Here is a 13631-nt window from a genome sequence, read left to right as displayed (position 1 = left end):
CTGGTGCTTTCTTTTGTGGGGCGGTGCCCGCAGGCGAGCGCCTTGGATTATTCGACATAATCAATCACGCGCGCCGCCCCTGGGGCTTCGGGCTGCCAGCCCTGCGCCAGCGCGCTGCGGATCGCGGCGGCCACCAGTGTGGGCGCGATCGGCGTCGCAGGCATGCCAACCCAGTTGCTGGGGTGGGCGTATGGCGTCCGCACCACCAGGGTCGCCCCTGGGCGCGCGGCCAGCTCGGCGGCGAAGCTCAGCGTGCTCCAGCCCAGCGCCTGATCGTAGGTGGGCCTGCCCCGCACCCGCCAGCGGTACGCCACCCCATCCACCACGATGCCGCGCGCGCCTTTTTGCGGAAGCGCCATAGTCTTTCTCTTCCTACCTGCGGCGCAGGGCCTTGAAGATGCGCGAGATGATCACCAGCAGCACCAGCTCCACCACCAGGCTGCCCATGAACGTGCCGAGCGTGTAGGAGTCGTTGGGGCCGTTCTGGGCCAGCGCCATGCCGCCTGCGATCAGCGACAGGGTGGTGGGGATGAGATACAGTCCAAGCAGGATGATCGCGATGATTTGGACGGTGCGCATGGTCGGTTTCCCTTGCTGTGCTTGAAGGATGCTGCTGTATGGGGCTTTCGTTGGGCGAAATAATGCTACCCTATAATAGCATAAGATAGAGCGATGCAGCCTTTGTTTCTGCCTAGCGTTTTTGCTCTCAATGCACCGCAGATCGCAAGCTATTCTTGATCCCCCGTCCCACCTTTCTCTTTTGCCCCTTCGCGTCTCCGTGGTGAATCGGTTCTTTGCTCCCTTGGCGTCTTGGAGTCTTGGCGGTAAAAGGATCCCCCAGAATCAAAAGCGCGCCAGCCAGGGTGGTGCCCCGGCTGGCGCGCTGGCGCGGGCGGGCTACTCCGTGCGGGTCAGCACGTAGCGGATGCCCTCCTGCAGGGTGCCGCGCGTGATGGTGGTGCCGAAATCCACCTGCAGGCTCACCAGTGTCTGGGCCACCTCGGGGCGGATGCCGGTGACGACCACGCGCGCGCCCAGCAGCTGCACGGCCTGGGCCGCGCGGGCCAGCGCCTGGGCCACCTGGGTGTCTACCACCTGCACGCCGGTGATGTCGAGGATGGCGATCTCGGCGTGGTGGGTCGCCACGCCGTCCAGCAGCGTGTCCACCACCTGCTGCGCGCGGCGCGAGTCCAGCGTGCCGATCAGCGGCATCATCACGGCCTGGTCGCTCAGCGGGATGAGCGGGGTCGACAGCTCGGCCAGCGCCGCGTTCTGCGCCGCGATGATCTCCTCGCGCATGCGCAGCTGCGCGGCCTCGGCCCGCACCCGCACGGTGATATCGCGGAAGCCCACCACGCGCCCCAGGATCTCGTCGCCGTAGCGCTGGGGGTGGCTGTAGCGCAGGATGACGCGGCCATCTTTGGGGTAGAGCATCTCCTCGGTGGAGGCCTCGGGGTCGTCGTAGACGGCGTTGGCGGCGCGCACGAACTCCTGGGCATCGTCGAACTGATCCACCACCCAGCGCAGCAGGCCGGAGCGATCGCCCGCGTTGGCGATCTCGGTAGGGATCTTCCACAGCTTAATGAACGCGTTGTTGAGGTGGGTGATGCGCTTGCCGTTATCCACCACCATCACGCCGTCGCTCATGGCGTCGAGCGTGGAGTGGAGCACGGCGATGTTGCGCTCAAGCTCCTCGGCCTTCTGGCGAAGCTCGATCTGCATCATCACCTGGTGGCTGAGCACGGTGAGCGCGTCGAGCTGCTCGGGGCTGAGCTGCCGCGCGTCCTTGTCCAGCACGCACAATGCGCCGAGCTGCTGGCCGTCGGGCGCTACCAGCGGCGCTCCGGCGTAGAAGCGCACGCCGATGTCGCCGGTCACCAGCGGGTTGTCGACGAAGCGCGCGTCCTGCTGGGCGTCGGGCACCACCATGGGGGTGTCGCCCAGGATAGTGTACGAGCAGAACGCCTCGTCGCGCGAGGTCTCTGCGAGGTCGAGGCCCTGGGTCGATTTGAACCACTGGCGGTTGTCGTCGATCAGCGAGATCATGGCGATCGGCGTGCCGCAGATATAGGCGGCCAGCCGCGTGAGGTCGTCGAAGGTGGACTCGGGGAGCGTGTCGAGGATATTGTAGCTGTGGAGCGTCGCGAGGCGGTTCTGCTCATCTGGGTGAGATGGAGGCTGGATCATTATCGGGCTTTCTTCGAGTGACACAGAAGAGTAAGAATAATTTAGCTCTCTCAACTATAGCATAATTTATTGCCAGCTGCTCTTTTTATATCTGCTCGTACGGCGATGGGTGGCCTACCCATATGTTCGGAGCGGGCGGCTGGCCGCAGCTGCGCTACGAATAGCCCATGATGGCTGGTTGATTGCCGTTAGGGAAGCTATGCGGAGGGTAGCACGCCCATTTGGAGAAGGGCTGCGCTTGCGCGCTGGCCCGATCTGCGCTACATGCTGTGCTGTCATTAATGGCGAAACCGAGGAGAAATATGGAACCAGCACCCGAGCTATGCGCGCTCATCCAGCGCTACTATGCGGCCTCGGCCCAGGGCGAGGCAGCCTTTCTGCCCGAGTTTGTCTCGGCATCCCCCGACGCGCTGCTGATCGGCACCGACGGCGAGGAGTGGTGGGAGGGCGGCGAGCAGATCGCCCGTACCTGGGGCGAGGCCTGGAGCCGACGCGGCAGCATGCCGATCGAGTCCAGCCAGCCCAGCGCATTTCGCAGCGGCGACATGGGCTGGCTGACCGACCGCGCCAGCTGGCGTCTGCCCGATGGGCGGCTGGTATCGTTCCGGCTCACGGCGGTGTTCGAGCGCGGCGCGGGCGGCTGGCGCATGGTCCACGCCCATTTCTCGCTGGGCGTGCCCAACAGCCGCTTCGGCGAGTAGCGGCCCGCCGCGCAGCCCGCAGCCTGAAGGGCGGGCTGCGCGATCTTCTTGGCCTATAGGTACTCGGCCAGGATCAGGCCGATGTCGAACGGCGTCACCGTGCCGTCGGGGGCGAACACCACATCGGCCTGCTCGCGCAGGGCGGGCGTGCCGCGCGCCTCGGCGTGCAGCGAGAACAGCGTGTGCAGATCGGGCTTGGCCAGCGTGGTCATGGCCTGGCCCATGATCAGGGTGCCCTTGGCGTTGCCCTCGATGTTGTTGTTCCAGCTTGGGTCGCGGCGCAGCGCCAGGTCGGCCCACACCACGCGGCGCTCGTGCAGGTCGATGATCACGGGGATGCAGATCCGGGTATCCGCGCTCAGGTCCAGCTTGTCCTGCACGGTGGTCGGCTCGAACGGCTCGCCCGAGCCGGGGTCGCTGCGCATCATCCAGCCGCCGAAGCACTCGGGCAGGTTGCAGAACGGCTGATCGGTGAAGGCGTTGACCGACATCACCACGTAGCGCCCGCCGTAGCGCAGCGCCGATGCGATGTCGATATCGATGAACTCGCACGCGCCGTTCGGCGCGGTCACGATGTCGCCGCTGTGCGCGGCGCGGTACTTCTGCGAGCGCAGGTTGGTATACGAGATGTGCTCCAGGTAGCCCCAGCCGTGGTCGTAGAGCACCGCCGAGAGGTCGATGTCCACCCGGCCGGTCGGCTGGCCGTTCACCATCCCCTCCTTCCACCACAGAAAGAAGCGCACGGTCTCGCCATCCGGCAGCGGCAGCCGCGACCCGCGCGGGATGGTGCGCAGCGCCTTGCTGGCCGAGCGCTGCGTGAACGGCACGGTGTAGTCGCGCAGCCGCTCATCCACGAACACGCGGCCCAGCGGCGGCAGCGCGCGGAAGCGCTCGATCAGCGCCGCGCGGCAGATCTGCTCGGCCCTGGCCCGCAGCCCCTCGTCTAGCGGCGGCAGCGTGTTGCTGCGCGCCCAGGCCTTCGCCGCGTCGCCCTTGGGGAAGAAGGTGCGCAGCGGGCGCATCTCGCTGCGGTGCATCAGGTGGGCCAGCAGCTGCAGCAGCACCGGCGTGGACACCTGAGCCGCCACGGTGGCGAAGCGGTCGAGCGCGGCCACCGGCTCGGGCGCGATCCGCAGCAGGTGGTCGAGCCGCCGCGCCAGCTCGCCGGGGCGCGTGGCCAGCAGGCCGAGCGCCTGGCCCAGCTCGCCGTCGGCGATCGCTCTTTCCACCTGCCCGCGAAAAGTGGGCGCGGGCAGATCATTGCGGATGACGGCGAAGGCCTCGTAGCTCTGCGGGAACTGCTTCTGTAGCTCGCCGGGGTGCAGCCGCTCGCCCAGCCGCTTCCACGGCTCGGGGTAGCGCAGCATGTCCTCCATGCGCCGGGGCGCGCGCTCCAGCAGCGCCAGCAGCGTGCGGCGCTCGGCCCTGCGGTAGCTGGGGAAGCGCGTGGGCTGGGCCAGGCTCAGGTCGCCGTCGGCCAGGGCCACCGCCAGGCGCAGCACATCGGTGGCGCTCTTGATGTGGCGGGGCAGCTCGCGCTCGGCCTGCGTGGTGTGGCGCAGGATGCACGCCCCCAGCAGCGCCGCGTTCTCGCGCAGCGGCACCTGCTCGGGCACCAGCGCCAGCGCGCCGTCGCCGTAGCGCTGGAAGAACCAGCGCACATCCTGCTTGTCCGCCGCCGAGATCGCGCTCTTCGCGCCCAGCAGCCGCGTGCAGATCATGCGGAAGTCATCCTCGTTGCCCAGGTCGATCATGTTCAGGTGGCTGCGCTCGATCAGCGGCCTGCGCAGCATGGGCTTGGGCGGCGGCGTCTGGTGCGTCAGGTAGTGGATCAGCGCGTTGATGTAGAGCTGGGCGTCCGACGCGCTCATCACCTGCTCGGGGAAGCCGGGGTACATCGGCTTGAAGGCCACGTGTGCGCCCACCAGCTCGCGCAGCGCGGGCAGCACATCCGTATAGAGCTGGCCAAGCTGCGCGGTCGAGGCCTGCCGCATGCGCTCAAGCAGCGCCGCGCTGTCGGTGAAGCCCAGCGCCTCGATGTTCTTCAGCAGGGTGGCGGCGTGCGCCGGGGCCGCGCTGCCCTGCGGCTCGGGCAGCAGGATGCGCCGTCGGTGGCGCAGGTAGATCGCCTGTTGCACATGGCACCTCGTAGAACACGAACGCCCCTGCGGGGTGCAGGAGCGCCAGCGGTACAGCGGAGAGCCGGCAAGCTAAGTCAGGAAGAGAAGAAGGAAGCCTGCCAATAGCCGCTGCGCCGATGATTCTAGCATGTGGCCATGGCGTTGTAAAGATGCCAAATGTGCATATTAGGCTCTATGCGTTCTCGGAGATGCGATCAGAGCTAGCACCACAGCGTGCGCCCCTGCCGATGTGTTGCGGTGACAGCGGGCAAGGCAAACGCCCCTGCCAGGGGCAGGAGCGCTAGTGGTGCAGCGGAGAGCGGGCACGCTAATCCTACGATTTTTGAGAAGGAAGCCTGCCAATAGCCGCCGCGCCGATGATTCTAGCATGTGGCCATGGCGTTGTAAAGATGCCAAATGTGCAGAACAGGCTCTATGGGTTTTGTCTGCTCTCTTTTCGCGTTCTGGCATCTTGGGGCAATCGGTTTCCCCTTCGTGTTTTGCGCCTTGTGATAGTACACCCTTTTTTCCTTGGTGTCCTGGAGTCTTGGTGGTAAGGGGCCTTCTATATCTATACATTTATACTGTGCTGTGATTGCCCTACTCCCTATCCCTCGGTCGCCCGCTCGGTCACCTCCAGCAGGCGCGTCCCGCTGTCCAGCCGCGCCGCCACACCGATCGGCATGGGCAGCATCGAGACGCCATGGCCAAAATCGACGCCCGCCAGGATGGGGCAGCCCCCCGCGCCACCCGTCAGCTCCACCACCACCTCGCGCAGGCTCGGGTGGTGCGGCGCGACGCTCTCGGGCGGCAGCGCGACCTTGCCCACCACCATGCCGCCGATGCGGTCGAGCACGCCCAGGCTGCGCAGCTTGGCTAGGTTCAGCGTGATGTCCGGCAGCGAGCGGTCGACCTCCTCCCAGAACAGGATGGCCCCGTCGAAAACCTCCAGCGGCGGGAAGTAGCGCGTCCCCGCTAGGTCGGCGAAGCGCCGCAGCAGGCCGCCCAGCAGCACGCCATGGGTGCGGCCTTCGCGCCACGTCTCCCAGGGCATCAGCTCGGGCAGCGGGCCGAGCGGCGCTGGCTCGGTGAGCAGCCGCAGGTAGCTGGCCTCGATGGCGCGCTGGTACGGCGCGGGGTGTGCGGCGAACCACTCACTCCACCCGGCGGTCAGGCAGTTGCCGTGGAAGCCCACCAGCCTGCTGCGCGCCCACATGGCCCACTGGTAGGTGGTGATGTCGCTCATGCCGATGAACGGCTTGGGGTTGCGCCGGATCAGGTCGTAGTCCAGCAGGTCGGCCACGAGCATGGCGGTGGCCCCGCCCGCCGTGGTGGCGATGGCATGCACCTCGGGGTCGGCGAACTGCTCGTGGATGGCGGCGGCGATCTGAGCGGGAGCGCCCGCGCTCCACCAGTGCCGCTCGCGCAGCTGCGCGCTCTCCTTGGTGCGGAACCCCAGGCGCTGCAGCGCATCCACGCTGCGGCGGTAGTGCTCCTCGCGGGCGGGCAGCAGCGCGTTCGACGGCGCGATGATGCCGATGGTCGCGCCGATCTCTAGGCGCGGCGGCTTGATGGTGGGCTGCATGGCGAGATCTGATCCTTTTTGTGGTGCGGTGGTAGATTCTTGGTTTCTGCGAAACATCGGCGTAGTTCGGGCGTATATAACGTTGCTTTCGATGCGGCGCAGCTGCTGATCGGTCTACTATAGCACGCTTCTGCTCGCCTATTGGAAGATTCGTTTTTGTTTTTGTCGCTCTGCTGTTGTTCTGTGGGTGTAGGTGGCTTTGCGCAGTCTTGCCGTGGGCCACATGAAGGAGTGACGCTATGCGTCGCCGCAGTGAGTTCGATCCGACGCTGTTTACTTTGCTGATGATCGGTGCGTTTTTGTATAACGCGCTCGATCTGTGTACCAATCTCCAGGTCATGGGGAAGATCCCAGGGGCGCGCTTGGTGCAGGCGCAGGTGGTGAGCAAAGATAGTTCTCAGCACTCGTACTATCTGGAGTGTGTGACGATTGGCGGCCCGAAGCGCGAGCAGGTGAAAGTCCCCACCCCCTATACGATCTGGCAGAATACGCAAAAAGGGGCCAAGATCAACATTGCCTACGGCCTCAGCGGCCTACCGGAATACGCTACGCCTGACCTCGATCTGGTGAGCTTTGTCGTGAAGCCAGTCTTCTGGGTCGTGCTCACTGGCGTTTATCTTGTCTGGTATCTGCTGAATGCCATAAAAATGCTTCTGGCCTTCCTGAATAGGCAGGCCACAACAGGCAGCGAGCCGCCGCCCCACGCCCAGATCTGATCTGGGCATAGGGCGGCGGCTTCTTTGTGCGGTATCCCGCCGCTGCTGCGCCTATATGCCTGCGCTCTCCTCTTTCTCGGGGCCTTGGAGCCTTGGAGCTAAACAGCTCTCCCCGCCTCGTGTCTTCGCGTCTTGGTGGTAAACCGGTCTCTCGCGAAACTTGGAGCCTTGGCGTCTTGGTGGTAAACGTCCTTCCCTGCTTCGTGCCCTCGCGTCTTCGTGGTGAAATGGTCTTTTGCAGATCTTGGAGCCTTGGCGTCTTGGTGGTAAATGGTCTTTTGTTCTTCGGGTCTTCGAGTCTTCGTGGTGAAACGCTCTCCCCCTAGCGGTTTGGCGACGAGACCGATTTTTGCCACGCCTCCGAGACCGCCCGCCCGCGCGCGTGGTCGTCGACTACGAGAATAAGCTGGTGGCTGTGGTCGCTGTAGAGCACTTCGATGTTTACCCCGGCCTCGGCCATCTGTCTGGTCAGCAGGCCGAGCTGGCCGGGCACATCCTGCCGTAGCTTCTGGATCAGCACCTCGCGCTCTTCAAGCACGTGGATGCCCGCATCTTCAAGCGCCCGCCGCGCCGCCGCGCCGTCGGCGAAGAGGAAGTGCGCCACCCCGCGCCCATCGGCCACCCACGCGCCGCCGCCCTCGATGCTTACCCCCCGCGGCCCAGGGCCTCGCCCATCTTCGCCAGAGCGCCGGGCTGGTTCTCAAGCAGGATGGCTAGATCATTCATAGGTGTGCTCTCCTGATGGCTATGTCGGTCGCATGCTCTGCATAGATAGGCTCGCAGCGCACATCGGTCTTCACCGAGCGCGCGATGAAGCACTGCTCGTGGGCGTCGCGGTGCATCTCCTCCACATCCGCCGCGCTCGGCTGGTCGTGGCTGGCGAAGCGCGCCATGGGGCGGAGTGTCACCTGCGCCATCAGCTGCCTGCCGCCCTCGTCGTAGCCCATCATCCCCTCGGCCTCGTCGCGGTAGCTTTCTACCGTGTAGCCATGCTTGGACGCGATCGATAGGAACCATAGCATGTGGCAGCTCGACAGGCTGGCGACAAATGCCTCTTCGGGGTCGACCGCCGCCGCCACCGAGAGCGGCAGTGGCACGACAGCGGGCGATGATGAGGCCGCAACCTCGCTGCCGCCGTCGAATAGCCAGCGATGGCCTCGGCTATAGCGGTTGTCGCTGAACGTTGCCCCATTGCGCTCCCATAGAATAGTTGCTCTGTGCTTTGCCATGAAAGGATCGCCCCTCTGCCTTGGCCACCCTTCGACCGCTATCGAAGGGCTGGCGTGCTATCATCGATAGACCTATTGTAGAGCGCCATTGGTTAGAGGAGCATGGAAGTATGCCAGCAGATCCGAACTTTGCCCAGGCCGCCGCGCTGATCGGCGATCCGGCCCGCGCCGCCATGCTTGCCGCGCTGCTTGGCGGCAGGGCGCTTACGGCCAGCGAGCTGGCGGCCTGCGCCAGCGTCACGCCGCAGACCGCCAGCTCTCATCTTTCGCGGTTGCGCGAGGGTGGGCTGATAGATGTAGTCGCCTCGGGGCGGCATCGCTACTATCGGCTTGCCAGCGCCGATGTGGCGCGGGCTTTGGAGACCCTGGCCTCGATCGCGGCTCCCGCGAAGATTATATCGCTGCGCCAGTCGGAAAGCGCACGGGCTTTGCGGTTTGCGCGCTCGTGCTACGACCATCTGGCTGGCTCGCTGGGCGTGCAGCTCACCGATCGCTTGGTCGAGCGCGGGTTGCTTTCCCAGGCAGGCGAGCCCTACCACATGACGCCGCAGGGCATTGGCTGGCTGGCCCAGCGCGGGATCGATGGCGAGCAGCTTGTGCACGGGCGAAGGGCGGCAGCCCGCGCCTGCCTGGATTGGAGCGAGCGCCGCTACCACGTGGCCGGTGCATTTGGGGCGGCCCTGGCCGACTGGCTGCTTTCCCAGGGCTGGCTCAGCCGCGTGGCGACGAGCCGCGCGCTACGTTTGACCGATGTGGGCCGCGCTGGCTTTGCACATGAGTGGGGCATAGATGTCGGGCCGCGCTAGGCAGTTGGCCAGCGCTATCGGCGCTCATTCACCTTGGTGCTGTTCGGCGTAGGTCGGTGCAGCGATGCCGATGGTCGCGCCGATCTCTAGGCGCGGCGGCTTGATGGTGGGCTGCATGGCGGTGCGCTCCTTCTGCTGTGATCTGGCGAAGCTATTGTAGCAGCCCTGCGCGATAGCTATCTCAGCTGTGGTCGCGTGTCTGGCTTGGGGTGTCTGTGCGGCGATAGATGCTGGCCCATGGCTCTGGGCAGCTCCTATTCGCTGCAGCGCAGCCTACATAGTGCGCAGCACCTCCGCGCGCTTCTGCTGGAACTCCTCATCGGTGATCAGGCCCTTGCCATGCAGCGCGGCCAGCTGCTCAAGCGCGGCGGCGGGACCGCCTGCGGATGTGGGGCTGTCGACATTTGGCGTGGGTGCGTCGATCTCGGTGATCTCCACCCGCTCGGGCTTGTGCGCGTCGTAGATGACCTGCACGGTCCCGCCCGGCATCAGATAGCCCACCTTGAGCCGCGAGACGAGGGCCTTGGCCGTCGCCTGGTAGGGCGCAGCGCCTGCAGGGCGCACCTCCAGCAGCAGCTGTACCATTGGGTTGTCGTTGATGCTTGCGCCAGTGTCCCGCACCTCAAGGATCTTGGCAGATGCCGGGATACCATCCTTGATCTTGGCGGGCGACAGCATGCGTAGGAACGGCAGGACGGAGAGGATGATGATCGCGACGACGACGATAGGGATGATGATCCCGAGCGCGTCGAAGCCTCCGAATGGCCCGCCCGCCGAGCCGCCGAAGGGAAACGATTGTTGGAAGAAAAAGGTTGGTGCGATGGTGGTGATGAGAACGATCACGATCCCGAAGATGAGCCAGCCGATCAGGCTATTCCGTACTGATCGCATAGTCGCCCCTTTCTCAATTTCGTATCGTAGGTTTTTCTCGTGGCCTGTGCCGCGTGTGGGTATGGCGCAATTATCCTGGATGAGGATGCGCGAGCAGTATAGATGCCTCCCTTCTTTGCTGATGTGTCGGGTGAACCTCTCTACCAGAAGAACGTAGAACCGTACCGTTTTGCTGGTGCAGGATCTGCTTGCCGCTGCGCCTCTGGGGCAGCTTGCGCAAGAGAAGCGCAAGCCATATTCCCCCTTGACTTTGAGCGCTCTAGGTTGTGTATGATACGCGCGATGAGTTCGTGATGCTGCTGTGCGCCCGCCGCCCTCGACGGCGCAGGAAGCGGCAGCGGCAGGCCATATTGAAGAAGATATGGCTGCCTCACCAGCAGAAAAGGACTATCGACATGCAGTACACCCATCTGGGCCGCACCGGCCTGAGCGTCAGCCGACTGTGCCTGGGCACCATGAACTTCGGCCCGCTCACCACCGAGGCCGACAGCTTTGCGATCATGGACAAGGCGCTGGAGCTGGGGATCAACTTCTTCGACACGGCCAATGTCTACGGCTGGAAGCAGGGCGAGGGCATCACCGAGCAGATCATCGGGCGCTGGTTCGCCCAGGGCGGGCGTCGCGATCAGGTGGTGATCGCCACCAAGGTCTATGGCAAGATGGGCGACGGCCCCAACGACCTGCGGCTCTCGGCCTACCACATCCGCAAGGCCTGCGAGGATAGCCTGCGCCGCCTGCAGACCGACCATATCGACCTGTACCAGATGCACCACATCGACCGCTCGACCCCCTGGGAGGAGGTCTGGCAGGCCATGGAGCAGCTGGTGCGCGAGGGCAAGGTGCTCTATGTCGGCAGCAGCAACTTTGCGGGCTGGGACATCGCCACGGCCCAGGGCAGCGCCGCGCCCCGCCACTTCATGGGCCTCGTCTCCGAGCAGAGCCTCTACAACCTCAACGCCCGCACCATCGAGCTTGAGGTCATCCCCGCCTGCCGCCACTATGGGCTGGGCATCATCCCCTGGAGCCCGCTGGGCGGCGGCCTGCTGGGCGGCGTGCTGCAGAAGGTGACGGAGGGCCGCCGCGCCGATGAGCGCCAGCAGAAGCAGATCGAGAAGTACCGCCCCCAGCTGGAGTCCTACGAGCAGCTCTGCAAGGATCTGGGCGAGAAGCCTGCCGATGTGGCGCTGGCCTGGCTGCTGAAGAACCCGGTGGTGACGGCACCGATCATCGGGCCGCGCACCATGGAGCAGCTGGATGGCTCGCTGCGCGCTTTGGAGATCACGCTCTCGGATGAGACGCTGGCCCGCCTCGACGAGATCTGGCCTGGCCCGGGCGGCGAGGCTCCGAACGCCTACGCCTGGTAGGCGGCGCGCAGCGAAAAGGGAGGGGCGTTGCCGCTCCTCCCTCTGTCTATCGTGCTTAGCGCTGCGGCGGGCGCGTGGCCAGTGGCCGCGCGCCCGCTGTGCGTCTAGATCGGCATGGTCGCGCCGCCTATGGCACGCTTCGCGCCTAGCGCCTGGGCCGCCACCGCCCAGTCGAGCGCGTAGTCGGCCACCTCCTCCCAGCTCTCGCCCGCCACGACGGTGTAGTGGGTGCGGCCTGGGAACTCTTTGTACTCGGTGATCGCGTCGGCGTGGGCGTACTTCTGGTAGTTTGCGCGGTTCAGCGCGGCGGGCAGGATGTGATCCTGCTCTCCACCGATCAGCAGCAGCGGCGCGCGCGCCTTGTTCCACTCCACCTTGGCATCATCGGTCAGGGCGCTGCGGTACAGGCCCCGCGACTCGGGCACGATGATCGACTCGTAGGCGGCGCGCTGCTGGTCGAGCGGCAGCGGGTGCACCCAGGCGTACTGGAACTGCTCGAAGGTCATCATCCACGGTGTGCTCGCCGGGATCAGCGGGTTCACCGCAGGCCACGCCGAGCGCAGGAACGACCACTGCGTCGGCAGCACGCCCTTGGGCGGCGCGCTGTCGATGGCGATGCCCGCCACGCCCAGCCCGCGCTGCAGCATGAGCTGGGTGAGCAGCCCGCCGAACGAGTGGCCCATGATAATCGGCTGCTCATCCAGCGCCGAGATCGTGTCCACCAGGTGCGCGATCACCTGGGGGAGCGTGATCGCTTGCAGGATCGGGTCATCGACGTTCTGCCGCAGGATCTCGAAAGGCTTATCGAGCCCTGGGTGGTAGACCGGCGCGATCACGCGGTAGCCCTGGGCCGCATAGTGGGCTGCCCAGCCATCCCAGCTGTGTTTGCTGACCGAAAGGCCGTGGATGAGTACGATAGTTCTGGTTGCCATGGGCGCACTCCTTCCCCATATCGCTAGACGGCGCGCTCGCTGCTGGACTGGATGAATGCCAGCAGATCCTGGTTGAGCTGCTCTTTGTGGGTGTCGGCCAGCCCGTGGCCGCCGCCGGGGTACTCCTTCAGAGTCGCGCCCTTCACCAGCTTGGCGGCGGTGCGCGCGGCTGCGTCGATCGGCACGATCTGGTCGTCGTCGCCGTGGATGAACAGGGTGGGGATGTCGAACCGCTTCAGATCCTCGGTGAAGTCGGTCTCCGAGAAGGCTGTGATGCAGTCGTACAGGCTCTTCAGCCCGCCCTGCATGCCCTGGTGCCAGAACGAGTCGCGCATGCCCTGCGACACCTGCGACCCCGGGCGGTTCGCGCCGAAGAAGGCCGTGGTCAGGTCTTTAAAGAACTGCGAGCGGTCGCCGGAGACGCCCGCGCGGATGCCGTCGAACACCTCCATGGGCAGCCCGCCGGGGTAGGCCTCGGTCTTCAGCATGATCGGCGGCACCGCGCCCACCAGCACGGCCTTGGCCACCCGCGCGGTGCCGTGCCTGCCGATGTAGCGCGCCACCTCGCCGCCGCCGGTGGAGTGCCCCACCAGCACGGCATCCTTCAGATCGAGGTGCTCGATCAGCGCGGCCAGGTCGTCGGCGTAGGTGTTCATCTCGTTGCCATCCCAGGGCTGGCTCGACCGGCCATGGCCACGGCGGTCGTGGGCGATCACACGGTAGCCCTGGCTGCCCAAGAACATCATCTGCGACTCCCAGGCGTCGGCGGTCAGCGGCCAGCCGTGGCTGAAGACCACCGGCTGCCCGGTGCCCCAGTCTTTGTAATAGATCTCGGTTCCGTCTTTTACGGTGATGAATGGCATGGGGGTTACTCCTTCTCTGCTTCGCTCATGCGCATCCCAGCGCTGGTCATGCCAGCCCCGCTCTTCTCCGTTCGGGGGTGGCACGGTCGGTCCTTCATTGGCGCGTGGGGTGCAGAGGTATTACAGCATGGAGTGGGCAAAAGATCTACACTTTTTTAACCATAAAACCGCACAAAAAACCGCATAAACTGCGAGGCGAGGCCCAATCGGCGCAAGCTGCAACTCTGCTCAAGTTCG

General features: G+C 65.4%; 12 protein-coding genes and 2 pseudogenes. 4 read left to right on the top strand and 10 right to left on the bottom strand.

Annotation, left to right across the window (positions count from 1 at the left end; genetic code table 11):
- Positions 1 to 47: 47 nt before the first annotated feature.
- The 3 genes and pseudogenes from F8S13_02270 to F8S13_02260 form a co-directional block, all read right to left on the bottom strand.
- Complete coding sequence (locus F8S13_02270) at positions 48 to 359, bottom strand: hypothetical protein (protein KAB8145924.1); 312 nt, start codon at positions 357 to 359, stop codon at positions 48 to 50.
- A gap of 13 nt (positions 360 to 372) precedes the next feature.
- Entirely contained in the window at positions 373 to 579 is a 207-nt protein-coding gene (locus tag F8S13_02265) for a hypothetical protein (GenBank protein KAB8145923.1), read from the bottom strand.
- Between the two features lie 1143 nt (positions 580 to 1722).
- A pseudogene (locus F8S13_02260) lies at positions 1723 to 2187 on the bottom strand (GAF domain-containing protein).
- A 281-nt stretch (positions 2188 to 2468) separates the two neighbouring features.
- On the opposite strand from F8S13_02260, the gene F8S13_02255 reads away from it, so the two are divergent.
- Positions 2469 to 2888 (top strand): nuclear transport factor 2 family protein, encoded by a 420-nt coding sequence (locus tag F8S13_02255; protein KAB8145922.1) that lies wholly within the window; start codon positions 2469 to 2471, stop codon positions 2886 to 2888.
- Positions 2889 to 2941: 53 nt separating this feature from the next.
- Here the strand turns inward: F8S13_02255 and F8S13_02250 are convergent, their stop codons facing one another.
- Together F8S13_02250 and F8S13_02245 are read right to left on the bottom strand one after the other, a co-directional pair.
- Positions 2942 to 5026: a TerD family protein gene (locus F8S13_02250; GenBank protein ID KAB8145921.1), complete on the bottom strand. Its 2085-nt coding sequence runs from the start codon at positions 5024 to 5026 to the stop codon at positions 2942 to 2944.
- A gap of 589 nt (positions 5027 to 5615) precedes the next feature.
- Positions 5616 to 6650: an LD-carboxypeptidase gene (locus F8S13_02245; GenBank protein KAB8145920.1), complete on the bottom strand. Its 1035-nt coding sequence runs from the start codon at positions 6648 to 6650 to the stop codon at positions 5616 to 5618.
- A 182-nt stretch (positions 6651 to 6832) separates the two neighbouring features.
- On the opposite strand from F8S13_02245, the gene F8S13_02240 reads away from it, so the two are divergent.
- Positions 6833 to 7309 carry a hypothetical protein gene (locus F8S13_02240; protein ID KAB8145919.1) on the top strand — a complete coding sequence of 159 codons (477 nt, stop codon included), beginning with the start codon at positions 6833 to 6835 and terminating at the stop codon, positions 7307 to 7309.
- Positions 7310 to 7631: 322 nt separating this feature from the next.
- Here the strand turns inward: F8S13_02240 and F8S13_02235 are convergent.
- Both F8S13_02235 and F8S13_02230 read right to left on the bottom strand, forming a co-directional pair.
- Positions 7632 to 8035, bottom strand: a pseudogene (locus tag F8S13_02235) (amino acid-binding ACT domain-containing protein).
- On the bottom strand, positions 8032 to 8538 hold the full coding sequence (locus F8S13_02230) for a peroxiredoxin (protein ID KAB8145918.1): 507 nt from the start codon (positions 8536 to 8538) through the stop codon (positions 8032 to 8034). The pseudogene F8S13_02235 and the gene F8S13_02230 overlap by 4 nt, the downstream one beginning before the upstream one ends.
- 110 nt (positions 8539 to 8648) lie before the next feature.
- Between F8S13_02230 and F8S13_02225 the strand changes: the two genes are divergently transcribed.
- The gene (locus tag F8S13_02225) at positions 8649 to 9344 is read left to right on the top strand and encodes a helix-turn-helix transcriptional regulator (protein ID KAB8145917.1); all 696 of its coding nucleotides are present in this window, start codon (positions 8649 to 8651) and stop codon (positions 9342 to 9344) included.
- A 273-nt stretch (positions 9345 to 9617) separates the two neighbouring features.
- Here the strand turns inward: F8S13_02225 and F8S13_02220 are convergent, their stop codons facing one another.
- Positions 9618 to 10235, bottom strand: coding sequence for an SHOCT domain-containing protein (locus F8S13_02220; GenBank protein ID KAB8145916.1), 618 nt, complete (start codon positions 10233 to 10235; stop codon positions 9618 to 9620).
- A 395-nt stretch (positions 10236 to 10630) separates the two neighbouring features.
- On the opposite strand from F8S13_02220, the gene F8S13_02215 reads away from it, so the two are divergent.
- Positions 10631 to 11599, top strand: a complete 969-nt coding sequence (locus tag F8S13_02215) for an aldo/keto reductase (protein ID KAB8145915.1) — start codon at positions 10631 to 10633, stop codon at positions 11597 to 11599.
- Between the two features lie 104 nt (positions 11600 to 11703).
- Here F8S13_02215 and F8S13_02210 read toward each other — a convergent pair whose 3' ends face one another.
- Both F8S13_02210 and F8S13_02205 read right to left on the bottom strand, forming a co-directional pair.
- Complete coding sequence (locus tag F8S13_02210) at positions 11704 to 12531, bottom strand: alpha/beta hydrolase (protein ID KAB8145914.1); 828 nt, start codon at positions 12529 to 12531, stop codon at positions 11704 to 11706.
- A gap of 23 nt (positions 12532 to 12554) precedes the next feature.
- Positions 12555 to 13394 (bottom strand): alpha/beta hydrolase, encoded by an 840-nt coding sequence (locus F8S13_02205; GenBank protein KAB8145913.1) that lies wholly within the window; start codon positions 13392 to 13394, stop codon positions 12555 to 12557.
- Positions 13395 to 13631: the final 237 nt, after the last annotated feature.

This window comes from Chloroflexia bacterium SDU3-3, from assembly GCA_009268125.1.
In the GTDB taxonomy this organism is placed as follows: Bacteria; Chloroflexota; Chloroflexia; order Chloroflexales; family Roseiflexaceae; genus SDU3-3.
The sequence above is the reverse complement of the archived record's forward strand: the minus strand, read 5'-3'. Positions and strand labels throughout refer to the sequence as shown.

What these genes read in the sequence shown, in the direction of transcription:
- F8S13_02270 (KAB8145924.1), bottom strand. Translation starts at nt 359, where the DNA reads ATGGCGCTTCCGCAAAAAGGCGCGCGCGGCATCGTGGTGGATGGGGTG.
- F8S13_02265 (KAB8145923.1), bottom strand. Translation starts at nt 579, where the DNA reads ATGCGCACCGTCCAAATCATCGCGATCATCCTGCTTGGACTGTATCTC.
- F8S13_02255 (KAB8145922.1), top strand. Translation starts at nt 2,469, where the DNA reads ATGGCGAAACCGAGGAGAAATATGGAACCAGCACCCGAGCTATGCGCG.
- F8S13_02245 (KAB8145920.1), bottom strand. Translation starts at nt 6,650, where the DNA reads ATGTTTCGCAGAAACCAAGAATCTACCACCGCACCACAAAAAGGATCA.
- F8S13_02240 (KAB8145919.1), top strand. Translation starts at nt 6,833, where the DNA reads ATGCGTCGCCGCAGTGAGTTCGATCCGACGCTGTTTACTTTGCTGATG.
- F8S13_02230 (KAB8145918.1), bottom strand. Translation starts at nt 8,538, where the DNA reads ATGGCAAAGCACAGAGCAACTATTCTATGGGAGCGCAATGGGGCAACG.
- F8S13_02225 (KAB8145917.1), top strand. Translation starts at nt 8,649, where the DNA reads ATGCCAGCAGATCCGAACTTTGCCCAGGCCGCCGCGCTGATCGGCGAT.
- F8S13_02220 (KAB8145916.1), bottom strand. Translation starts at nt 10,235, where the DNA reads ATGCGATCAGTACGGAATAGCCTGATCGGCTGGCTCATCTTCGGGATC.
- F8S13_02215 (KAB8145915.1), top strand. Translation starts at nt 10,631, where the DNA reads ATGCAGTACACCCATCTGGGCCGCACCGGCCTGAGCGTCAGCCGACTG.
- F8S13_02210 (KAB8145914.1), bottom strand. Translation starts at nt 12,531, where the DNA reads ATGGCAACCAGAACTATCGTACTCATCCACGGCCTTTCGGTCAGCAAA.
- F8S13_02205 (KAB8145913.1), bottom strand. Translation starts at nt 13,394, where the DNA reads ATGCCATTCATCACCGTAAAAGACGGAACCGAGATCTATTACAAAGAC.